A 21,826-nucleotide genomic window follows, 5' to 3' on the forward strand; every position below is an offset into this window, starting at 1 on the left:
ATTCCTTCTATCGTCTAGTGAAAGGTCGCATTTATACATTTATAAAAGCGATTTCATTTTCACACGCTATTCTTTACTTGATATAAAAAATTCTAGCTTAATGACCTCATTAGAATCGACTTCTTTCTCAAACTGTATGAATTCCTGCATAAACTGTTGAATTTGTTCTAGGATCTTTTCATAACACAAAGAAACAGCAGACAATATTTGATCTGCTGCTGTTTAACCTTTTGTTCTTTTTGTCAATACTGATCACGCCGCCGTATTTTTCTACAAAGTCCGATCGTACCGTTAGAGATCAGGACTTCCAAATCCTCTCCGGTGTTATCGAATATTTTACTGACTTGTCCACTCGTCCGTACCCTTCTCGTGTTCTTCAAGCCGGGTGCGAGCCACGCGGTTTCTTCCTGCTTGTTTGGCCAGATATAGCGCCTTGTCGCTTGATTGATACAGCCGTTCCAGCGGCACCTCGGGCCCTGGCACCACGGTAATGACTCCTACGCTGATGGAATATTCGAACAATCGCCCCCCGCAAGGGGCCTGTTCCACCGAAAGCTTCAACGATTCCGCCGCCTCATCGGATTTCAGCTCATCCGCTCCAGGCAGCAAAATAGCGAATTCGTCGCCTCCGTATCTCCCGAATAAATCGCCTTCCTTTAATTGTCCTCGCATTTTATCCGAAAAATCCCTTAACACTTCGTCGCCTATATCATGCCCGTAAGTATCGTTGATCGTTTTAAATTCATCAAGATCCAGCAGGATGAAGGAGACGGGCATTTGCTTTTTCTCATATATCGCTAAATTCCGTTTCGCTTCCAGAATGAACGTTCTGCGGTTCAGCGCTCCCGTCAAATCATCATAGCTTGCCAACTTAAGCAGTTCCGTATCGGCTCTCTCTTTGGAAAGCAGCACGAATCCCGTGTTTCCCAGGGTCATGATGAGGTACAGGCACAGGAAGGATAAATTCCGGTACAAATTCGGTTCGAACATCGTTACCACCCCGGTGGAAAACCAGGACATTCCCGTGCGGACCAGCAAAGCCACCGCCACTATGAAATACATATAGCCGACCAGCATGCTGAGCGTCGACCTTTCCTTCGAACCGGTCATCCGTAAAACAGGCGGGAAAAGGAAGGCGGCAATCGATAAAGAAACAATGGAAATACGAAGAACCTCCGCATTATGGAACAGAACAACCAGATTATAGGCACCGATCGATAAAAGCATGAGCAAGTAATAATATCGTCTGGACCGCCCGCCATATCCTCCCGTTACTTTCAGCAACGCCATGGTTTCCAACGCAACTCCGCACAAAAAAATACTATTCGCTAGCGAAAGAAAAGCCATTTGGAAGGCAAGTCCCGGGATGGCCAAAATTCCCCAGGTGGCCGATTGAAACCATTTCGATACGTAGAACGTATTCACTGCCGTATCCTTGGCCTGCCTGTACCTATAAGCCGTAATAAGCAGAACGGTAAACAAATGACCGAGGGCCAGCAGGACGAAGACGGTTTTCATATCCAAAATGAAAGGCATAATATTGAGATCATCCGTTTCTTGTCCAAGTCGGAAGTTTATTACAATAAAATCAGAAATATTCCCCAGACCTTTCGCTAAAGTTATGGAAAAATCCTTCTTTTCCATAACCAGTATAAACAAAAAAATAAGGCCCCGACAGTTTTCCTTGTCGGAGACCTTGCTAAAGATAATTTATAAGCTTAGTTATGCTGACGCCGGATTTGAATTGCTTTGTCTGGAGATAGCGAACAGCGCCGCCCAAATCAGAACGAATCCTACAATCTGAGCCGGTGTAACCAATTGTTGAAAAGCGATCCAGTTCAGCAGCACGCCTACCATCGGGAAGCTGAGCTCGGCTAGCGTGGCTACGGACGCTTTCGTTGTAGTCAATCCTTTATAATAAACCAGAAGGCTGAGCAACCCCGGCAAAAGCGCCTGGCCGATCATATTCAGGGAAAAGGCCGTAAGTCCGGATGCGCTGGAAGGCAGATGCCAGGCTGCTCCTTCATTCCAGGTTACTGCGAGCAGCAACGGCAAAGCCAAAATGAATCGCAGCGAAGTCACGGTTTCATATTTCATCTGCCCCACCATCAAACGGCCCATAACGGTGGACCCGCCCCATAATGCAGCGGCACCTAGCGATAACAAGCTTCCCACTTGAACGAAATCGTTCCAATGACCGATCGGAATCTCAAAGCCGAAAGTCAGCAAATAAGTACCGACAAGCGCCAGAATGAACAACATCGAGAAGTGGCGCGGCAAGGATTCTTTCAACAAAAATCTCGCCAAAATAATGGCGAACAACGGCTGCAGTTTTTGCAGCAGCAATACCGCGTTGGCGTTTCCGTTCGCCAGCCCCATCGTAAACAGAATGGTGGCGATCGCCGAACCTCCCCAGGAAATAAAGAGCAGCGCCCCTACCTGCTTCCAGCCTATGCCCAGAAGCTCGCGGCGGTTTTTCCACAAAATCGGCGCCACGCAGAGCGCGATGATCATATGCTCCACCAAAACGATTTGCGCCGAAGTGATCGATTTCAGCAAAATCAGACGAAACAGCGGATCAACGCCCCATAAAGCGGCCCCGAGGACGACCAGCCAGAAACCGCTCTTCGAACGGGTGCCCGGTACCGACAACGGCGGACTAACTTGAACTCTTACGCTTGATGCATTTTCCATATTCCTGACTCCTTCTTGAATATGGGGTCTACGCAGAAAGCCCCCGCCATTGACGAACGTCAACATACACGGGGGCTGATCAAATAAGCTTGCGGGGCGCAAAAATAGCTTGCCCGCATGCCTATCATTGATCTTCTCCCATCCGGACTTTACCGTCGGCCTTGGAATTTCACCAAATCAGTCGTTATTCTTACAGAATAACGAGTCGCGGGCTAAAGCCATCTGGAGGATGACTATCACCGCCGGTCAGGAATTTCACCTTACCCCGAAGATCCATATTCATTTAAATTTTTAATGTTATATGGGTTGATTTCATAGTACTTCGCCTTAGCGCTTATTCTCTGTAACAATCATCACATGAAAACAACCTATGACTTATTTTATGAAAGTGAACCTCATTTGCAATCATTATACATTATAATATTATTTTTGTAACCTGCTAATTTTTTGATAGTGAGGTTAACAAGGGATTCCGTAAGGATCTTTATTCGAATGCCGGAATGGCGATTTCGCTATACTTCGTCTCCAAAAACTGCTTCACTTCAGGGCCGGACAAACGTTCCGCCAATTTCTTAATCGGCTCGGAATCCTGGTTATCCGCACGGGCCACCAGCGTAATCGCAAAAGCGGAATCCGTCGTTTCCGTCAGGAGCGCATCCTTCTTTGGCGTTAAGCCAAGCGGGCTGGCATAAGCAGGCGTCATCAACACCAGGTCGGCGTCGTCCAACATCCGGGCCAGCATCAGCAGATCGACTTCCTCAAATTTGAATTTTTTCGCATTCTCCGTAATATCGGTCACCGTAGCGTTAATCCCGACCCCTTCCTTCAACTTGATGATTCCGGCCTTCTCCAGCATGACTAGCGAACGCCCGGTGTTCGACGGGTCATTGGCAATGGCTATCGTAGCTCCTTCGGGCAATTCCTCCATATTCTTATAACGTTTGGAATACGCGCCGTAAACCGCATGATAAACAGGCTGAACGGCCACTAGCTCGCTATTCTTGCTCTCGTTGTATTGATTCATATATGGTACGTGTTGAAAAAAGTTGGCGTCTACTTCCTTATTGGCCAGCGCATCATTCGGCTGAATATTGTCGGATAGCACGACCAGTTCCAGGCTGATGCCGTCTTCCTTAAGCAAAGGCTTAACCAGTTCCAACATTTCCGTCATCGGCGGAATCAGGGTAGCTACTTTCAAAGTAACTTCCTTGTTCTCGGTTTCTTGAGCAGCAGGGGCATTCCCTTGTTGTTCTTGGGCATTATTGCTTTGGGTGTTTCCATTACTGCAACCGGCCACAACTACCATAAGCAGGGCTAGCAGCCCCAGCATCCACTTTTTGTTCATCTCCAACATCCTTCCAAGTTAAATTCGTTCTCTTTTTCTAAATCACTATCTTTTGTCCAGCCATCTTGAGATCATACTCCCCGCAAATTGGACCAATTGCACCAGAATGATCATCAATATAATGACCGCCGCCATCAACTCGGTCTCAAACCGCTGGTAACCGTACCGGATGGCAAAATCGCCGACTCCGCCTCCGCCGACGACGCCCATAACCGTTGAATAGGAGATAAAACTGATGGTCGACGTCGTAAGTCCAAGCACCAGACCCGACCTGGCTTCCACAAACAGAAACTTACAGACGATGCCCAACTTGGAGGCGCCCATCGACTGGGCGGCTTCCACCACGCCGCGCGGCACCTCGAACAGCGACTGCTCCACTTGCCTTGCATAAATCGCGATCGATACGATTCCGAGCGGCACTGAGGCAGCAACGGTACCGATTGCCGTCCCCACGAGGAAACGGGTAACGGGAATCATAAATACGACAAGCAGCAGAAACGGAAAGGACCGGACAACGTTCACGAAGCCGTTAAGGATGACGGACCAGGTCACATTCTCGCGAAGCTGCCCTTTAGCGGTGAGGAAGAGCATCGTCCCGAGCGGAAGGCCGAGCAATATCGCCGCCAAAACCGAAATGCCGACCATCAAAAAGGTTTCCCCGACCGCTTCGGCGATTTGGGTGCGATATTCCATGAACTTCTCCAGCATCAGTGAGAAATCAAACATCTCGCATCCCTGCTTTCCCGAGCAATTGCTCCCGGTAGGACGGTCTCTGGGTAATATCGCTCTTTCCGGGCCGCACTTCCAGCTCGAAACCGTCCGTCAACCGCCCTTGTTCCACCACGGATACGGCGTGACAGACCTCCTTTACGACATCCATTTCATGGGTGACGATCACGATGGTAACACCCAGCGTCTTATTGATATGCCTCAGGACATCCAAAATTTCCGCCGTCGTGCCGGGATCCAGCGAGGAGGTCGGTTCATCGCAGAGCAGCAAGGAAGGGCGGTGAGCAAGCGCACGGGCGATCGCTACCCGCTGTTTCTGTCCGCCGCTCAGCATCGCCGGATATTGGCGCGCCTTATCCGGCAACCCGACAAACTTCAAACATTCCTGTACCCGTTCTTTCCGCTGCTTTTTCCCAATCCCGGCAAGTTCCAGCGGAACCGATACATTTCCGCTCACCGTCCGGTTATTTAGCAAATGAAACTGCTGAAAAATCATCCCGATTGATCTTCGGGCCAATCGCAGCTCCTTCTCGGGCAAAGTGGTCAAATCCTTCCCGCCGACCATGACCTTTCCCTGATCGGGAAGCTCCAGCACATTCATCATGCGCAGCAGTGTTGATTTCCCCGCTCCGCTAGGGCCAATAATTCCGTGAATCGTCCCTTCGCGAACCGTGAGCGAAACCGATTGAACGGCTTCAAAGATCCCTTCTCCGGATTTATAACTTTTACTGACCTCTTGAAGGGAAATCATGACCCTCACCTCACCCCACCCCGACGCCTGAAATAGTTGTATTATTAATTTTAAAATGCTGTTATATTGTTTAATTTCTTTTGATTATAGTTCATTATAGTTTCTGTGTCACTAATAATGAATTATTATTTCATGAATAGAATAAATTTTGAAACATTTAATATCTGTAATGCGTTTAAAGAATACTTAAAGATATCAACATCCAGGGAGGGGAATCACTACATGATCCAGATGAAAAAAAGCAAGCTCATTGCAGCTTTGGTCGTCTCCACAACACTAGTCCTCAGTGCATGCGGAGATAATTCGGAAACAAAAAAAAACGACTCAAATACGGTGCAGGAAAACAACCCGCCCGCTCAAAACGATAATCCCGGCAATTCGCCGAATAACGGTACCGGCGGAGAGGAATCGAAATCGGCGCAGGATCAGTTGGTCGCCGAATTCGACGCCTTGCTTCAAGAAGGGAACAAACTTCCGAAAGCTTTCGATTTTATCGAAAAGCATGCGGACAGCCTAAACCCTGAACGGGTTTCCCATCTGCTTTTGTCGGTGGAAGATGCCCAGATTGCGGCACTGGGAAGCCTCGCGGACCGTTTTTACGAAGGGAATACTCAGGAGCAGATTACCAAGATATTCGAAATCGGCGATTCTTTGGATGAATTGATCGGCAAGGCGACCGACGAAAAACTTAAAGCTTTGCTTACGGAAACCAAGAACAGCGGTTACCAGCTCGATCCGACCGAAGGCATGTTCAATCCGGACCCCGATTACAGAGTAGCTGCAGCGTATGCCGCCAAAGCCACCGGAGATGTAACGAATTATATGCAATTGAAGGCAAAGGAATCCGCAGAGCGGTCGCTTCGCGACGCCGCCCTCGTCATCGGATGGGATGAGCTCCTGACCCGGGCGCTCGCCGCCGAAGACTTCACCAAGCAATACCCGGACTCCAAGCGAATCAAAGAGATCGAGTCCATGCTTACCAATTACACGACGACGATATTTTACGGAGCGAACAATACCCCGTTATTTAGTTACGACAACAAACAAATGGATCCGGATGCGCAAAAAGCCTATGAATCGGCGCTTAAAGAAGCAGTTTCCGGAGCCGGCCCGTTACTGGACGATCTGAAGGCATTTATGGACGCAGCCGCAAAGAACAAATACAAGCTCACGGAAATCTTATGGACGCAGCCGCAAAGAACAAATACAAGCTCACGGAAATCGCTGGAACAATTGCGCGGCGAACTGGTGCCGCTGAATTACGAGTAAACCAGGCCCAATGACCCGGTAAGAGATTGAAAAGATTTTTTGAAGGCAATGGAAGTAAAGGTCGAACCCTAATGAAGGTTGGTCACGGTCGGCGGTTGGTCTCAGCGGGGGCAATAGTGGATGGAGGTTGGTCACGGTCTGTGATCGTCACGTTCGTTAATCGGTCTCGGCAGAGAGATGATTTTGTCCGGAGGTTGATCTCCGCTGGGCGGCCGGACTCTTCCGCGGTTGACCTCGGCTAACGGACACCACGGCCCTTAAAACGCCTAAATCACGGCATTTCAAATTCTAACGGACATGACGGCCCTTAAATACTGGTTGAACGCCTATTTTCGGGTCAATGGAGTGAGTTAAGGGCCTGTGTGTCCGTTAGATTTGCAAAGCAGCCATTTTCGATCCAATAGCGGCCCTGGTGTCCGTTAGAATTGGGATGAGAGCGGAATGGAACTGCTGAAAGGCGTGGAAGTGCTGAAAGGCATGGAAGTGCCAAAAGGCAATGGAAGTGCGGAAAGGTACCGGAACAGGAGAGGGGCTGACATAAACAAGAGTTGGCCCAGCAGATGCTTAAGAAAAAGACAGCCGGAGCAAGTTGCCCTGGCTGTCTTTCTTCATTTTGGCGACAGCGGATGGATTCCCCGTCCTGTCACGGATTCATAAACTGTCCCCGCACCAACAGGCGCGACAGAACGACTGCCGCTTCCGCGCGGCTGCTGATGCTTTGCGGTGCAAACCGGTCTTTCGATTGCCCCTGGATAATTCCGGCATCAAGCAAGGTTTGCACGTCTTCGCGTGCCCAATCCTGAAGCCGGGCGGCATTCCGGAAGCTGCCAAGCGTGGTGGCTGATGGCAAATCGCCATCCGCATCAAGCAGCTTCAGAGCCCGCCCCGCCATAACAGCCATCTCTTCGCGGCTGATCTCGGCGTTCGGGCGGAAAGTGCCGTCGGCATATCCTTGAATCAGGCCGGCTTCGGCGGCCGCGGAAGCGGCCTCTCGGAACCAGTCGCCCGAATTCACATCGCCGAACCGATCGCTGGCTTGACCGCTGCGCAGATCCAGCGCCCGCACCAGCATCGCCGCAAACTCGGCGCGCGTAAGAGATTGCCCCGGCCCGAAGCGGCCGTCAGGGAAGCCGTTTACGATCATCCGGGAAGCGAGTTTCTCGATATCCTTGCCTGCCCAATGACCGGCCAGGTCGGAGAACGTTCTTTCGTTCACCGCCACGGTAAATATTCCGTTCGCGTCGGTCTTGAACGTAACTGTAGTCGATCCGTCCGGATTGGCCTTAAACAAAGCCGGCACATAACGGAGCGTACCGGAAGAAGGATCGTAAAAGAGGCCGACCGCGGTTTGCGGATTCCAGGTTCCTTCCAGCGTAAGCAGACGTTCGACAGATCCCGGACCATACCGGGAGATCGGCGTTTCTTTTTCGCCTTCAATAACAGCAACCCTAAATTCAGCGGCATTTCCCTGCTGCTTGAGGCCTTGTTTGACTGCGGCTTGAGCCATGCCGGATTGCGCTTGCTCCGAATCCGCAAGCTTCGTCAAGCTGAACTTCACGATCGCCTGATTGGCATCACTGACCCCGGCTTGGTTCAATATACCTTCCACATAACTTAACGGGAAGCGAACCTCCGCCGTCGCTGCGGTATCGACTACCGACAGAATGGCGTCCGAACGGGAAGAAGCTGCCGCAAGAAGAGCGCCCGCATGGAGGCTTGCGTTTCCTTGATCGTCCGTTTTAATTTCGATCCGGCTTTGACCGGATGTAAGAGCCGCGTTCAATTGGTCGTCGAAGGAAGTAGTCCCGGTTGTTGAAGGCGTCGTAGCTGAACTGCCGCCCCCACTACCGCTGCCACTGCCATTGCCTCCGCCGCTGTTCCCCGGGTTTCCGGGATGCTCGGGACCGCCCGGATCAACGACCGGCTTCTTGGCGGATGCAAAGCCCTGGTTAATTTCCTTGAAGGCGAATCCTGCCGCAGGGTTGGACACCATCTTCATCCGGTCGCCGCGCACGATGACATTGTCGACCGTGGCGGAGCCTTTCAGGTTCGACGTTACGTCTACACCATGGGTGCCCGCCCTGTCGATGACCAGATTTTGCAGCAGCACGTCGTTCATCGCAAAATCCCCATGCATGATCAAACCGGAATATGTGCTGTCCTTCGTTACATTGTCACGAACGACAACCTTTCCGTTCATATTGCTTTCCCCGGCAAACAGCCACAGCGCCCCCAGGCTGACGCCATAGCCGGTATCGTAGCTTCCGGTGCGGATCAGCGTATTGCGTTCCACCACCGTGGTTCCTTCGAACGGTTCCGCGTTGAACCGGGTTGATACCGCAATGCCCGCCCCGTTCGTTACCGTGTCTTTCACGAGATTATCCTGAATTTTATTGTCCTTGCCGCCGAATACCACGATATTGTCGGCCAGCCACGGCAAGGTTACCGTATTGAAGCGCGCCGTATTGTTTACGCTAGGCGTCCGCTCCGCACCGTTCACGTCGCCTAGCTTCGGATCGGTGAACGACCACATGGCAATGCCGTCGTCGCCCGGGTAACGGATATCGCTCTGCTCCATCATGCTGTTTCCGGTGCCCACCGCGAAATTGATGCCATCCGCCATCAGATTGCGGATGCGCAGTCCCATCATGTACAATCCGTTCGTGCGGGCGGTCTCTCCAGCCGTTTGAGTCAACCAAAGACCGGCCTTCGTATGCTCGATCCATACATGCTGGATGACCGAACCCGGACCGAACGCTCCATGGAACGCATTCGTGACGGCCTCGTCATCGCGGACGTTAATGCCGCCATCGATCAGCAGATCGTAGACTTCCACTTTACCTCCATGACCGAAAAATTTGGCTCCGTTCATAGTCGTATGCCACATTCCCGCGCCACGGATCACCGCCGATTCCAGATCCAGCAGTTCGTCGCCGAAATCGAACGTGCCTTCCGGGAACCAGACGCCTTTCCCCTGGTTCGCCGCAGCCGCCAGGGCGTCTTTAAATGCCGCAGTATCGTCCATGCCGTCATTCGGAACCGCCCCGAAATCGGTTACGGACAAAAATCCTTCCGCAGGCATTCCATAAGCGTCTTCCACCTGTTCCATTTCCACCAGATCGATGATATAGGATTCCGCCCGGTCACCGGCATCTTTTTGCAGCTTGATGACAGCGCCAGCCGGGACGTCACCGATCAGGGCATGTGTCTCGTCAAAGAAGCGGTGGCCGCTGCCCTGACGCGGATCGTTCGACCAAGGATAGCTGCCGTATTCCCAGGCATACTTGGAAGTGAGGTTCAAGGTTTGTTTAAATACCCCGTTCACGTACAAGGACAAGGTTTCATCCGCGCCTTGCCCGTCGGCGCTGTCCGGGATCGAATAACGGAGCACCAGAGAATTGGCCGGTTTGGCGAGCGAAAACTCGACGAAATCGCCGCTCTCATTCAGGCTCACCGCCCGGCGTCCCGAAGCTTCGGAAGCGATGCTCCGGAATTTGCGCGAAGGTCCGACGATACTTCCGTTACTCTCGCCATCCTCCGCTTCATAACTGACATACGGCACAGTCGCACCGCGATAGTTTTTGTTTATGCTGTTTTTCACGGTCATCGAGTCGATGACCGATGCTTTCAGGCTCCCTTGTGTCCTTTCCAACGAAACCGAGTTCATGCCGCTGCGCAAATTCAGCTTTATATCAGCGGTTTTCCAGCTACCTTCCTTCGCGAGAAGTATCTCTTGCTGCGGATAACCGTTGACGACAAGTTGAATCCGCCCCTCTGCGCCGGAGTCGTTCCGGTAACGAATAACCCCGTCGTATTCCCCGGCATGATCACCATGAACGGCAAAGCGCAGAACATTGTCGCCGCTAAAGGCATCCGAGGCAGAATACTTCACGTCCGAAGCCACGGATTCAAACCGCCATAATCCTTCCGATGGGGATGCGCCTTCTCCGTAATCCGCTCCTTGCGCCGAGTCTAGCAACTTCCCTGAAGCCTTCACATTCGACAACGTGAAGTAACCTAACTTTTCTCCAACATTCCATTGTGAATTCAAGGCTTTTCCGGAGGCGGCAACCGCCGGCTCAAGCCGCTCATTCAGCGCCAGATAGTGCCCTGTGGCGATGTTCTTGAGTAAATGACGGCCATTGAAATCCTGCATCAGCCATTCGCCGGACGTCTTTGCGCTTGCCGCGTCGGCGTAGACCAGCTTACCGCCCGCTTCGGCCAAGACTTTACCGCTTTGTCCTTTGGGCGAAATCGTGACTTTGTTCGTATCATCTTGTACCGGGGTAGCCGTGTTCAGATTGCGCGGCTCCGCCATCTCGGGCGTCTTGAATTCCTCCGGCGCCGGAAACAGGCTCCACTGTACCGAACCCCAGGATGACGGCAAAAGCCCCCGTTCCGCATACCCGGTATTGTTTTGCAGGTGGATGTATTCGTCGTCGTAATTGCCGTATTGACTACGAATCGTCACGTTGACGCCGTCTTCCGACCGCGTCACGGACCAGCCCGACGCTCCGTCAGCCGCCGGTGAATCTTGGCTGCTCTCCAGAAACGTATAGTCTTCGGTCAAGGTCAGATAGTGTCCGGTCGCCCGGTTCCGAATCAGCTTAGTCCCGTTGTCTTGGGCCATGATCGTCCAATGGGAGTACCCGTTGTCCGCCGCCAAATCCCCGTACAGCACCACGTCTCCCGGATGTTCATACAAGTAAGAGTCGCCCGTTGCGCTCTTGATCCGAACCGGCGTATCCGGAATCGGCTGCTCCGCGATCGTCACAGGCTCGGCGATAAAAGCCGCTTCCGCCCGCTCGTTCGCGCCGGGAGCCCTGCTCACTTTAAAGATCGGGCTTCCTTCTTCATCTTCGGCTGCGTACAGATAATGTCCGGTCCAGCCGCTTTTAATAGTTACTTCATTCGTTCCCGGCTTGGGTTCGGTCACCCATTTTATGCTGCCCCAGACCTCGTATACCTCGGTCCGGGTTTCCACCGGCAGCGCCGGCTCATCCTCGGCCTCCACCTGAGCCTCGGCCAGATTTTGTATGGACAAGGATCGCCCGCTGCCTTTATTCTTCATGATGACCGCACCACTCCCGCCCGACTCCTGCAAAAACCAGACCGAGTAGTCGTCGTCCGACGCTCCGTAGGTCGCATCGATTGCGGAATGGATGCCTTCCGCATCCTTTAAATAAAGCCCGTCGCCATTTTTCAATTTGAACCGAAAATAAGGATTGGTCTGCTCCGTTACGGGAAGAAATCTCCACTGCGGACTCCCCCAATTCGGATTAATGACGCCGTACTCCGCATACTTGGTTAGATTTTGCAGCGATATGAATTTGCTGAAAGGTTCCCCGGAAACTTTATCGCTTACGCTGCTGATCAGATAAGTGCCGCCGCCGAGGTTTTTGGCGCTCCAAATGTAGGTATCAGGCACGCTGCCGACATCCGCGAGCGGAGTTACCTGAATATGACCGTCTGGCATATCGGCAATGTTCATGTAGTGCCCGGTTTCCCGGTTCTGAAACAGCTTGCGCCCCTGATGCTTGACTACAAGCCACTGGTCACGTTGGTCGTCCTTCCGGGGGTTTCCGTATTTCAGCGTTCCATCCTGGTTTTCGTAAAGATAGAACGGCTGCCAGGAATTTTGAATACGGATGTAAGATTCCGACCCGTCCACCGGCAGAGACGGATCAATCAATTCCCACTGCGCCCCAAGGCTTCCGGCATCTCCGCTGACGATCACGCTGTCGCCCGCTCCGACAGCAATATACTGCCCGGCCACTCCCTTGTTTTCAATCGTTTTATAATCATCGTAATCTTCCGATGCCGTAAACGACCATTCATATGTCGCTTCCGTCACACTGACGGGACCGGCCATCAGGAGATCGCCGTCGATGTTCAAATAATGATTTGTAGCGGCATTCCGAATCCGCTTGCTCGTATCATAATCCTCCACGATCCATAAATACCGGGCGTCGGAAGACCCGCTTCCACCGCTGATGGCTCCATGCTTCACCGCCCCGTTGTCCTCATAAAGAAAATCGGCGGCCGCTTTGGCATCCGTATAAGCCCCGATCCGGACCGCCGGCAACTCCGACACTGGCTTGATTTTCCATAAGGCGTTTACGCCGTCGGCTCCGCCCGCCCAATCATTGGAGCGGACCGCATCGTCGTCCGGAAATTGCGGATTCATCCAGTTTCCGGGCATTCCTACATTCTCAAACACGACGAACCCCGGCTGACTAGTCGCATCCGCCATGTTCCACAAACTTAAGCCCGGTTTACCCGAATTGGAATCACCGGTTAAAATCCCCGCCCAGGTCGTTTCATTCTGCAAAATCACATGACCGGTAGCCTTGTTGCGTATCGTGAACCTCCCGCTTCCGTCCTGTTCCAGCAGCCACTGGGCGGATGGATCATCGGCCGCCTTGACGCCATGTTTGACTTGTCCGTCCTGTTCAAAGATGACATTCCCGGGACGCATTAAGCTTTCGATCCGGACCACTGCATCATCGACGGAGATAAAAGCCCATTGGGGGCTTTCAAACGTAATGTTAATGTCCGAACTGGCCTCGGCAAAGCCGAGCTGGTCTTCTTCGTGAATGACCAGATTTCCTTCCGGCACACTTGCGCTGCGGACGACCATGAAGCCGTCCCGGTTGGACTTGTCGATGATCCATCGTTCTCCGGCGGTATCCGCCGATGCTAATGTGGTCAGCGGCTGATTCCGCTGTGTCGTACGCGAAAGTGATATGTAATTGCCGGTCTTACTGTTCTTGATCCGCGAGATGCCGCCCTCCGTCTCCACGATCCAGTGAGCCGACTCATCGGTTGGATGAGTCAGCCCATACCGAACGATGCCGTTCGAATCCTCGTACAAAACATTGCTCTTCCATTTGTTCTTGATCATGACTTTTCCTGCCGGAATGTCTCCGGCTCCGGTGCCGCCGGTATCCGCATGTGCCGGATATGCGGGCAATGCGGATAAGATAAGCAGCATTGCAAGCAAACCCGCGATCATCGGCCTGATTTTTTTCATTTGCGCGACCTCCTTTGTCTAATAGGGGCTTTCCTCCTTCATCTTAATTTAAAAGCGTTTTCATTCCGGTGTGCGTTTATATGGAAAGAATGTGCATTGTTATGGATTACCTATCCGTTAGACAAAAAAAAGAGCTGCTCCGCGCAATATTCCCGCAAGAGCAACCCTTTTATTATCTAAACCAGACCACGGACAAATCTGCCTTCATCAGCCGCCGATCCATCTCCGCTCGGTATCGTTGTCGATCCCCCTCTGCCGTTCTTCCAGCGTGATTCTGCAGCTGGCCGACAACGCCTCCACCGCCAAAATAGACGAAATCAGCTCCATATTCATCCGGTCATGATAGAGTACCCGGTTTACCGTCTCCAGCGTAATCCCCGCGTGATCTCTTTCCATGAGAGCCAGCGGTTGCTCAACACTCACCACGCCTTCCCGGAGCACCCTGAGGTAAAAACCGGTAAAGCCGCTTTCTTGGAACCACAAGGGCAGTTGCGGAGACGCAAACCGTTTGGCCAACTTATGGCATGGAGGGCGCGGTTGCGAAACCTGGATCACGGCCTCTCCCCAAGCAAAGATATCGCCAACGCACACGTTGCTTTCGGTCAATCCGTCGACCGTCATGTTTTCGCCGAAGTCCCCGTAGTTCAGTTCCTGATTCAGCACCTTGGAAAAATAGCGGTAATGCTCGGCCGAGTGCATGCTAAGCACTTTATTCGGACCGCCGTGACGAAGACGGTTAGCCTGGGCGTCTCCCTCCAGATTCAACTTGGTGAGTTGAAGATCGTGCTGCACGGGATATTTTTGAATCGCCGTAATGACTTCTTTGCCTTCATACACCAGCCTAGCCGGCTGTCCAATATTGACCGACAATAATGTCACCATCTTCATCCATCTCATCCCTTCCTGCGGTATTGTAACGACACGTTTACCCTTGAGAGGCTTCCGCCAGCACGGGGTTCTTGTCCGCAGGAGGCAGCACGGCATCTTCCCTCTTCCGATGATTCCGAATCAGCCGGAACTGTGCAGGGCCGGCCAAAAGCAGCAGCAAGGCAACCGCCGAGAACATCACGCCGCCGCCGTAATATTCAAACAGCAGACCGAATAATATCGGGCTTAGCAGTTTGGGAATCGACATATACATCCCGAAGATAGCGTTATATTTTCCGCGCATATTGGAAGGGGCGATTACGGAGACGTATTTTTGCAGATGAGTCATGCCGATGATTTCCGCCACCGTAAATATAAGTTCAACCAGCACCAGAATATAAAAATGACGGGCAAAACCATAACCGACGCCAACGACGGCAAACAGGACGTAACTCAGCAATATCATCATTTGCGGGGAACGCCGCTCCGTTTTTTTGGCAACCCACACCATCGCCGCCACGACGACTATCGAATTGATCGTCATCAAAATCGCAAACAACGAGGAAGCGTTGGCAAAATGTTCTTTTAAATGAAGCGGAAATGTCGTCTCCACTTGGGAATACAACACGCCCACCGGCAGTGTAAACAACGTAAACCAATACAGCAATCGGTGGTCGCGAAACGTAACCTTGGGCGCTGCCGCTCTCTGCGGCAGACTATCCTCGGCTAAACGGGCAGGCACCGTCTCGGGCACCTTCCACCATACCAACATGGCAAACAGCAGGAATGAAGCCGCTGAAACCGAAAACACGGTGCCTTGGTTCCAGGAGTAAATAAGCAATCCCAGCAATGGGCCGACCGCTCCCCCCACATTAATCGCGGTATGTATGAGGGCGAACACTTCCCCCCGTTTTTCGGGAGGGACCACGTCGGCGACCTGCGCGTTGGCGGCCGGCAAGAACATAGGCATGCCCATGCCGTTAATCACGGACAGCACGGCAAACTCCCAGACCTGGTCGGTAAAGACGAAGCCGAGCATACAAGCCCCCTGAATCAGCAGGGCAAACAGCATTACCGGCTTACGCCCGTACCGGTCGGCGATTCCCCCGCCCCAAAAGCTCAGCAGGATTCCGGCGAGCGGCTGTAACCCCACGATCAGCAGCGGAAGCAGGATGGAGCCGTTCAGCTTATCCGATAAGTAAAATACGAAAAACGGCCTTAACATAAAGGTAGTCGTCGCGCATAAAGCGGTCCCGAAAACCCGAATCCAGATCACGGCATTGTATTGGGATAAAGAAGCGAAGAATCGTTTCATCTTAGCCCATGCCCATATGATTGTTGCCTTCGCAGGATAACTCCCATGTCCTTAGCTCGTAAGATTCCACCCCGGCCTGCACATAAGGATCTTTTTCGGCAACCGCCTTCGCCTCTTCGTAATTGGCTGCCTTAATAATGACCATCCCGCCGCGGTAATCGGTGAACGGGCCGCACAACACAAGCCTGCCTTGACGGTCCAACTCCTTTAAGTGCCCGACATGGGCCCGGATCAAATCTTCCGACATTTCCCGGCCGGGAATCACGGACAACAAAATGACGTAACGAATATCCTCTTCTCTGGTTAGATACATGAAGATCGCTTCCTTTTTTTTATATTCTGCAGCTTTGGTATCGGTATTTCTTCCATTAAGATCATGTGGCAAATAGACCGCTGTCCACATGTTCCTTTGCCTGTGCCGCCTCCGGGGGAAGCCAGCAATGCGGATCCTCCGCCATATGAGTCTGATAATAACCGTAAGCAACACCCCGGCAGCCGCCGCAACGTTCGCGGATCCGGCAAGTTCCGCATTTGCCTTCCAAATGGCTACGGTCGCGCAAATCCGAAATGACGGACGACTCATCCCATATTTCACGGAAAGGTTTATCTTTCACATTCCCGATGCCGACCGGCAGCATCACGCAAGGAGTAACCGTGCCGTCCGGGGCAATATACCCCTGACCCATCCCTGCCTGGCAGCCGCGGAAAGCTTCTTGCCGCGCCAACGACGAATCGACCAGAGCCATTTGCGCCAAATGACTGGTGAACTTCATCCTGCCGGCATACTCCCGGCGTTTGTTCGCCCAAAGTCGGGCAATCTCCTTCCATTCCTCGGCCGAAAGGTCCATCGCCTGGCTGCCCCGACCGACCGGAACGAATTGAGACAGATTGAACAGATGAATACCCTGCTCGTAAGCGAATTGAATAACATTCTCCAAATCGTGCACATTGTCCCGGTGCGGCGTAAAACAGACATGCGTCTGCAGCCCCGCCTCCCGGCAGGCATGCATTGCCGCGGTTGCTTTCTCGAACAACCCGGGCAAGCCTCGCACTTGGTCATGAACCGGTCCCAGTCCGTCAAGACTGATCTGGACGCGATGCAAACCGAGCCGTTTCAGCTCATGGGCTCGCTCCTTCTGAATCCACCAGCCGTTGGTACCGAGTCCAACCTGCATATTTCTTTTCACCGCATGAGAAATCAGTTCGTTAATGTCAGGTCGGAGTAAAGCCTCTCCACCCGATAGCGCCAAATCCACGATGCCCAATTCCGACAGCTGGTCGATCAAGCCGAGAGCCTCATTCGTGTCCAACTCGCCAGGCAGGCGACAGCCTGCGCTGGATGAACAATGAACGCAGTGGGCATTGCACAAATTCGTGACCGCCCAAACCATATGCAGCGGATAGCGGAGTATGAGACTCATGGAAACCCCTCCTCTTCTTTTAAGATAGTTTCGCATGTTCCGGCGGTCCGGCAATCACCTGAAATGGCGGCTCTTCCAGCAGGCGGCCGGCCAGATTTGCGAGCTGCCTCTCCGTCAAGGCGTCGATCCTGTTCAGCACTTCCTGAAGGGTAACCATCTCCCGCCCTGGAAGCCAGGCCTGCGCCATTGAAATCATCCTGCTATCCGTAGTTGAAGCATCTACCGCCAGTTGGGTCTTGATCTTATTTTTTGCCCGCCGGAGTTCTTCCGGATCACTTTTTCCTTCCAACAAACGCCTCAGTTCATCCATCACGATGTCCTGTACCTTCTCCTCTTGTCCCGGCGGAAAAGTGCTGTAAATTTTCAGCATGCCTCCCCCGGTAAAAGAGGTATATACCGCATTGGCCTGCTCCGCAATCCGCGCCCGTACCAGCACCGTTTCAAATCTTGAACCCAGCGTATTGTCGTCGCCGAGCAGCGTGCACAAAAGATGAGCGGCATAATGCTCCGCACCCTGGAGTTCTGGGAGCCGCCATCCCCAAATTCCCGCGCCATTACGGAAAAGAGGGGCCTCAAGCGTTGAGACACGACCATCCGCTTCGGATAACGGGCTCATGCTTTGTCCTTGCCGGGTCTCTTCGGATTGAAGACCGCCGTCTAGACCGCCTGTGCCCGGCAGCCAATCTTCCAGCGAAGCCAGCGCCTCATCGATCTGTTTCTCTTCGTAGGCGCCCGTAATGATGACGAGCGTATTGTCCGGAACGTAATGACTCCAATGAAAAGCGCGTAACTCATGAAGCTCCAGAGCTCCAATTTGTTCCTTCGAGCCGATCAGGATGCCGCCCATTCTGCCGGCGAAGCTTATCCGGTGAAGCTCATGGAGCATTACGCTACGAGGCTCATCCAACTGCCTCGCCAATTCCTCCTGAACCACGCTTTGCTCCACTTCATAGTCGGCAGCATCCAGCTTGGGATGACGCACCATATCCGCCAGCACCGGAAACAGGCTGCCGAAATACTCCGGCAGCATCCGGGCGTATACGCACGTCCCTTCCCAAGCCGTAAAAGCGTTCATGTCCGAGCCGGTTTCCCGCATCGCCCGCCGGATGTCTTCCTCCGAGAATACTTCGGAGCCCCGGAACAGCATATGCTCCAGCAAATGAGCGGCTCCCGTTTGCTTTGGCGTCTCGTCGCGGGCCCCGCTCAAGATGTAAAAACAAACCGACACCGTTGCCATGGAAGGCATGCGGTGCAGCAGCACCCGTAGTTTATTCGGCAGCGTAACCGAACTTTGCTCCATCATGGAATCTCCTCCTCAATGAATCGCTCCCGCCTTGAGATCGCTTGCCGCCAAAGGGCCGATGCTGGCGATGCCAAGGGAACCAGTCAGCGGATGCCGAAATATCGCCTCCGAGACAGCGGCCGCCGATACCTCTTCAATCGAACGGCGCATGGCGTCCAGCGTACGCGGATATTTTGGATACCAGCCCGAGGTCAGTAAGGTATTCATCCTGGCAACCGTACTTTCGGAACGCATTACCATCTGCTTAATCAATTGGCCTTTGGCGGATTGCACTTCCGATTCCGTCACACCATCCCGTTCCAGACGCCGTAATTCAAGGATGATCTGTTCCAGCGCCTCCAGTGCCGACTCCTTCCGGGAACCCAGTTGAATGGTCATTAAGCCGGCGTCGCGGAAAGAAGTGAGGCTACTGCGAATCTGATAAACGAGCCCCCGGCGCTGCCGGATCTCCTCATACAGCCGGGAACCGTCCCCGCCGCCGATAATCTGAACCAAAACGGCGAGTGGAAAAAAATCATCATCGTCATACGGAACACCGGGAATTCCCAGCGTCAAATACGCTTGATTGGCTTCGCGTTCCCTGGCGACGATTCCCGGCGTCCACAGTGGCGCAAGGGCAGACGGGAAGCCGGTTACCGAGAAGCGGTCTTTCCATTTTTCCTGGCAATCGTAAAGCAGTTCATCCAATTGAGCTTCATCGTAATTTCCGACAATAGCGAGTACACAGTTGGCGGGTTGATATAACCGCTCATACACGTTTCGAACAATCTGCGGGTCCAGCGTGCCGTAGCCATCGCTTCGGCCATACGCCGACCTGGCAATCGGCTGCGTTCCGCCCATGGCTTGTCTGAGCAGATCGGCCGTACACGCCTGAGGCTCATTTTCACGAGCCGCGGCCTGATGAGCCGCCAGGGATCGAAACGCGGCAAAGGAACGCTCCTGCAAGCCCGGTGCTGATACCGCTTGAAGCAACGTCCGCAGCATCTGCGCAAAATATGGAGCGAGCGCCGTGGCCCAATATCGGGTCCACTCGATGTTCGGAGCGGACTTTTTGTGGATTCCCAGGTCGGCCAGCTCTGCGGACAAACCGTCCCAAATCCAATATTCAAGTATCCTCGAACTACCTAGTTCACCCGGTTCTTCCAGCCTCGCGCCAGCCCCTGTCAGCAAACCGACCGAAACCGTCTCAACATCGGCCTGTGGCATCGCGATTACGGTTAATCCGTTAGTCAACCGCCGCAAGGATAAGTCGCTTTTTTCCATGGCCATCGCTCCCTTAAAGTAATGGAGAAAAAAGGACCTCCCTGTGAAGAAAGGTCCCCTCCGCCGGTCAGATTACCCGCCAGGCAATCAGCGACAGCTCGCCCAAATCCACAATATCCATGTAATCCACAGCCGAAAGCAGGTCGCACTCTTTCATTTCGGATAATGAAGCCCTAGCCGTTTCCAACAGCAATTCTTTAGTTTGTTCCATGATCTCACCTCCTTTCCCAATCGAGAAAGAATTAGTTAGAAATCGTAACCAGTTTTCGTTGCTCCAGTCGCTCCAGGAGTTTCCAGACCGCCATCTTTCCTTCTTCACAGCCCAAAGCGGGTATTTCTTCGGAAGCGATCGACGCCAGCTTATCAACCTCGCATGAATATTCGCATAATTTCAAAATGGCATGGGCAACGGGCTGCAGTAGATGAATCTCATCCGTCGCAGGATTGTAAACAATGAATTTCCGGTTCTCCTCTTTGCGGGTAACCACTCCCGGAGTCCGGCTAACAACACTGTTACAGTTGATATTGCTCATCACGTTTTCCTCCTAAAGTGCCGCGGCGGTTTCCGGTACGATCCAGCAATACGGATCGCCGAGCGCCGGGTCTCCATAATAGGCCAGAGAGGCCGAGCGGCAGCCGCCGCAAACAAATTTGTGCTCGCAAGTTCCGCAATTCCCCTCGGTTTTGGACTTGCGATCGCGAATGCCGGCAAGCAGCGGGGAATGATTCCAAATCTCGTCAAACGTAGATTCCCTCAGGTTTCCTGCCGCCATAGGCAGGGTTACGCACGGGGTTACATTGCCTTCAACCGTAATCCTCGCCGTTACCCGCCCGGCTCCGCAGCCGATGTACATAGCGCCTTCTTTCGGCGGCAGCATCAAAGCGACCCGGCAGTCATGCCAATAAATTTTCATTCTGCCGGCGTATTCCTTCTGCATCTCGATCCAATCCTCGATCACACCCTTTAATTCCTCCGGCGACAAAGCCAAGTCTCGGTCCCCCCGGCCGGTCGGAATAAATTCCGACAGATTCGCTCCGTTCGCCCCAAGCTCCGCCGCCAGCTTCACTACGTTTCTGCCGTCCCGGAAATTCAGCTTCGTGGGCGTATAGCCGACGGTCACGCTGATTCCATTACGGACCAGGCATGCCACGGCCTCTACCGCTTTGTTAAACAAGCCCGGCACTCCGCGGACCTGTTCATGCACCTCCGCCGTCGCGCCGTCGATGCTGACGCAAACGCCCTGAATTCCCGCTTGCTTCAGTTTTCCGCACATCGCGTCGTTAATGACCGCTCCGTTCGTACCGACCGACACCATCATCCCGCGCTGACTTGCACGTGAAGCGATCTGCATCCAATCGGGGCGCAGTAGCGCCTCGCCTCCGGACAGTCCCAAAATCAAAACGCCGGCATCCGCAAGTTGATCTACTACGGACAATGCCTCCTCCGTTGAGAACTCCATCGGATGGGCTTGCCCGGCTCCGGAATAACAATGCACACACTTTGCATTGCACCGCAGCGTAATTTCCCATACCAGGTAGAAAGGGGCTTTAAATTCGTCTTGAATCGTTGCAAGCACACTCACAAGCATATCCTCCTTCCGTCAGATGACTGCCGTATATTTCCTGTTTTTATCCAATATGTCTCTAACTGATTTCAAAGTAACACGCCTAACTTTTCCGCTCATCGTCCATTTGAAGTAGATGGGGATAAAAATATACAAAAATAAACAAGTACTGTGGAGAATGAAAGATACGCGATAACGAAATGGCGGGTTAATCAACCGGGATTATTCGGGGACGAAGATGTGCCGGGGTAGACGGTAATGGGCAAGATAA

At 52.9% G+C, this 21,826-nt stretch carries 17 protein-coding genes and 1 riboswitch; of the genes, 2 read left to right on the top strand and 15 right to left on the bottom strand.

The features are described from left to right. Positions 1 to 336: 336 nt before the first annotated feature. The 5 genes from DFP94_RS11815 to DFP94_RS11835 all read right to left on the bottom strand — a co-directional run bounded on the left by DFP94_RS11815 (position 337) and on the right by DFP94_RS11835 (position 5,519). On the bottom strand, positions 337 to 1,536 hold the full coding sequence (locus DFP94_RS11815; RefSeq protein ID WP_181873111.1) for a GGDEF domain-containing protein: 1,200 nt from the start codon (positions 1,534 to 1,536) through the stop codon (positions 337 to 339). Between the two features lie 186 nt (positions 1,537 to 1,722). Continuing rightward, entirely contained in the window at positions 1,723 to 2,694 is a 972-nt protein-coding gene (locus tag DFP94_RS11820) for a DMT family transporter (protein ID WP_114496673.1), read from the bottom strand. Positions 2,695 to 2,820: 126 nt separating this feature from the next. Next, a riboswitch (FMN riboswitch) is annotated at positions 2,821 to 2,971 on the bottom strand. A gap of 207 nt (positions 2,972 to 3,178) precedes the next feature. Beyond that, complete coding sequence (locus DFP94_RS11825; protein ID WP_114496674.1) at positions 3,179 to 4,039, bottom strand: MetQ/NlpA family ABC transporter substrate-binding protein; 861 nt, start codon at positions 4,037 to 4,039, stop codon at positions 3,179 to 3,181. Between the two features lie 45 nt (positions 4,040 to 4,084). Next, positions 4,085 to 4,765 carry a methionine ABC transporter permease gene (locus tag DFP94_RS11830; protein ID WP_114496675.1) on the bottom strand — a complete coding sequence of 227 codons (681 nt, stop codon included), beginning with the start codon at positions 4,763 to 4,765 and terminating at the stop codon, positions 4,085 to 4,087. Next, positions 4,758 to 5,519 (bottom strand): methionine ABC transporter ATP-binding protein, encoded by a 762-nt coding sequence (locus tag DFP94_RS11835; RefSeq protein WP_114496676.1) that lies wholly within the window; start codon positions 5,517 to 5,519, stop codon positions 4,758 to 4,760. The genes DFP94_RS11830 and DFP94_RS11835 overlap by 8 nt, the downstream gene beginning before the upstream one ends. Before the next feature lie 222 nt (positions 5,520 to 5,741). Here DFP94_RS11835 and DFP94_RS11840 point away from each other — a divergent pair, with 222 nt between their 5' ends. Further along, positions 5,742 to 6,788: a hypothetical protein gene (locus DFP94_RS11840; RefSeq protein WP_114496677.1), complete on the top strand. Its 1,047-nt coding sequence runs from the start codon at positions 5,742 to 5,744 to the stop codon at positions 6,786 to 6,788. Positions 6,789 to 7,229: 441 nt separating this feature from the next. Beyond that, complete coding sequence (locus DFP94_RS11845) at positions 7,230 to 7,445, top strand: hypothetical protein (RefSeq protein WP_114496678.1); 216 nt, start codon at positions 7,230 to 7,232, stop codon at positions 7,443 to 7,445. On the opposite strand, the gene DFP94_RS11850 is transcribed toward DFP94_RS11845, so the two are convergent. From DFP94_RS11850 to DFP94_RS11890, 10 genes are all read right to left on the bottom strand, one after another. Beyond that, a complete protein-coding gene (locus tag DFP94_RS11850; protein WP_114496679.1) occupies positions 7,432 to 13,821 on the bottom strand; it encodes an S-layer homology domain-containing protein in 6,390 nt (2,129 codons plus the stop codon). The two genes, DFP94_RS11845 and DFP94_RS11850, sit on opposite strands and share 14 nt — an antisense overlap. A 207-nt stretch (positions 13,822 to 14,028) precedes the next feature. Beyond that, positions 14,029 to 14,709 (bottom strand): MOSC domain-containing protein, encoded by a 681-nt coding sequence (locus DFP94_RS11855; protein WP_181873112.1) that lies wholly within the window; start codon positions 14,707 to 14,709, stop codon positions 14,029 to 14,031. Positions 14,710 to 14,746: 37 nt separating this feature from the next. Continuing rightward, positions 14,747 to 16,003, bottom strand: coding sequence for an MDR family MFS transporter (locus DFP94_RS11860; protein ID WP_114496681.1), 1,257 nt, complete (start codon positions 16,001 to 16,003; stop codon positions 14,747 to 14,749). Position 16,004: 1 nt separating this feature from the next. Next, entirely contained in the window at positions 16,005 to 16,316 is a 312-nt protein-coding gene (locus tag DFP94_RS11865) for a YciI family protein (protein WP_181873113.1), read from the bottom strand. A gap of 61 nt (positions 16,317 to 16,377) precedes the next feature. Continuing rightward, the gene (locus DFP94_RS11870) at positions 16,378 to 17,424 is read right to left on the bottom strand and encodes a radical SAM/SPASM domain-containing protein (protein ID WP_181873114.1); all 1,047 of its coding nucleotides are present in this window, start codon (positions 17,422 to 17,424) and stop codon (positions 16,378 to 16,380) included. Positions 17,425 to 17,443: 19 nt separating this feature from the next. Then, positions 17,444 to 18,727, bottom strand: coding sequence for a M16 family metallopeptidase (locus DFP94_RS11875; protein ID WP_114496684.1), 1,284 nt, complete (start codon positions 18,725 to 18,727; stop codon positions 17,444 to 17,446). Between the two features lie 12 nt (positions 18,728 to 18,739). After that, positions 18,740 to 19,990, bottom strand: a complete 1,251-nt coding sequence (locus DFP94_RS11880; protein WP_181873115.1) for a M16 family metallopeptidase — start codon at positions 19,988 to 19,990, stop codon at positions 18,740 to 18,742. 67 nt (positions 19,991 to 20,057) lie between these two features. After that, positions 20,058 to 20,201: a hypothetical protein gene (locus DFP94_RS25510; protein ID WP_181873116.1), complete on the bottom strand. Its 144-nt coding sequence runs from the start codon at positions 20,199 to 20,201 to the stop codon at positions 20,058 to 20,060. Between the two features lie 31 nt (positions 20,202 to 20,232). Continuing rightward, positions 20,233 to 20,523, bottom strand: a complete 291-nt coding sequence (locus tag DFP94_RS11885) for a PqqD family protein (protein WP_114496686.1) — start codon at positions 20,521 to 20,523, stop codon at positions 20,233 to 20,235. A gap of 12 nt (positions 20,524 to 20,535) precedes the next feature. Continuing rightward, on the bottom strand, positions 20,536 to 21,573 hold the full coding sequence (locus DFP94_RS11890) for a radical SAM/SPASM domain-containing protein (protein ID WP_181873117.1): 1,038 nt from the start codon (positions 21,571 to 21,573) through the stop codon (positions 20,536 to 20,538). Positions 21,574 to 21,826 lie beyond the last annotated feature (253 nt).

Origin of the sequence: Fontibacillus phaseoli (assembly GCF_003337355.1) — a bacterium.
In the GTDB taxonomy this organism is placed as follows: Bacteria; Bacillota; Bacilli; order Paenibacillales; family Paenibacillaceae; genus Fontibacillus; species Fontibacillus phaseoli.

Coding starts and splice junctions, on each gene's coding strand:
- DFP94_RS11840 (WP_114496677.1), top strand. CDS start 5,742: ATGATCCAGATGAAAAAAAGCAAGCTCATTGCAGCTTTGGTCGTCTCC.
- DFP94_RS11885 (WP_114496686.1), bottom strand. CDS start 20,523: ATGAGCAATATCAACTGTAACAGTGTTGTTAGCCGGACTCCGGGAGTG.
- DFP94_RS11855 (WP_181873112.1), bottom strand. CDS start 14,709: ATGAAGATGGTGACATTATTGTCGGTCAATATTGGACAGCCGGCTAGG.
- DFP94_RS11835 (WP_114496676.1), bottom strand. CDS start 5,519: ATGATTTCCCTTCAAGAGGTCAGTAAAAGTTATAAATCCGGAGAAGGG.
- DFP94_RS11820 (WP_114496673.1), bottom strand. CDS start 2,694: ATGGAAAATGCATCAAGCGTAAGAGTTCAAGTTAGTCCGCCGTTGTCG.
- DFP94_RS11830 (WP_114496675.1), bottom strand. CDS start 4,765: ATGTTTGATTTCTCACTGATGCTGGAGAAGTTCATGGAATATCGCACC.
- DFP94_RS11850 (WP_114496679.1), bottom strand. CDS start 13,821: ATGAAAAAAATCAGGCCGATGATCGCGGGTTTGCTTGCAATGCTGCTT.
- DFP94_RS11845 (WP_114496678.1), top strand. CDS start 7,230: ATGGAACTGCTGAAAGGCGTGGAAGTGCTGAAAGGCATGGAAGTGCCA.
- DFP94_RS11880 (WP_181873115.1), bottom strand. CDS start 19,990: ATGGAAAAAAGCGACTTATCCTTGCGGCGGTTGACTAACGGATTAACC.
- DFP94_RS11825 (WP_114496674.1), bottom strand. CDS start 4,039: ATGAACAAAAAGTGGATGCTGGGGCTGCTAGCCCTGCTTATGGTAGTT.
- DFP94_RS11875 (WP_114496684.1), bottom strand. CDS start 18,727: ATGATGGAGCAAAGTTCGGTTACGCTGCCGAATAAACTACGGGTGCTG.
- DFP94_RS11860 (WP_114496681.1), bottom strand. CDS start 16,003: ATGAAACGATTCTTCGCTTCTTTATCCCAATACAATGCCGTGATCTGG.
- DFP94_RS11865 (WP_181873113.1), bottom strand. CDS start 16,316: ATGTATCTAACCAGAGAAGAGGATATTCGTTACGTCATTTTGTTGTCC.
- DFP94_RS11815 (WP_181873111.1), bottom strand. CDS start 1,536: ATGCCTTTCATTTTGGATATGAAAACCGTCTTCGTCCTGCTGGCCCTC.
- DFP94_RS11870 (WP_181873114.1), bottom strand. CDS start 17,424: ATGAGTCTCATACTCCGCTATCCGCTGCATATGGTTTGGGCGGTCACG.
- DFP94_RS25510 (WP_181873116.1), bottom strand. CDS start 20,201: ATGGAACAAACTAAAGAATTGCTGTTGGAAACGGCTAGGGCTTCATTA.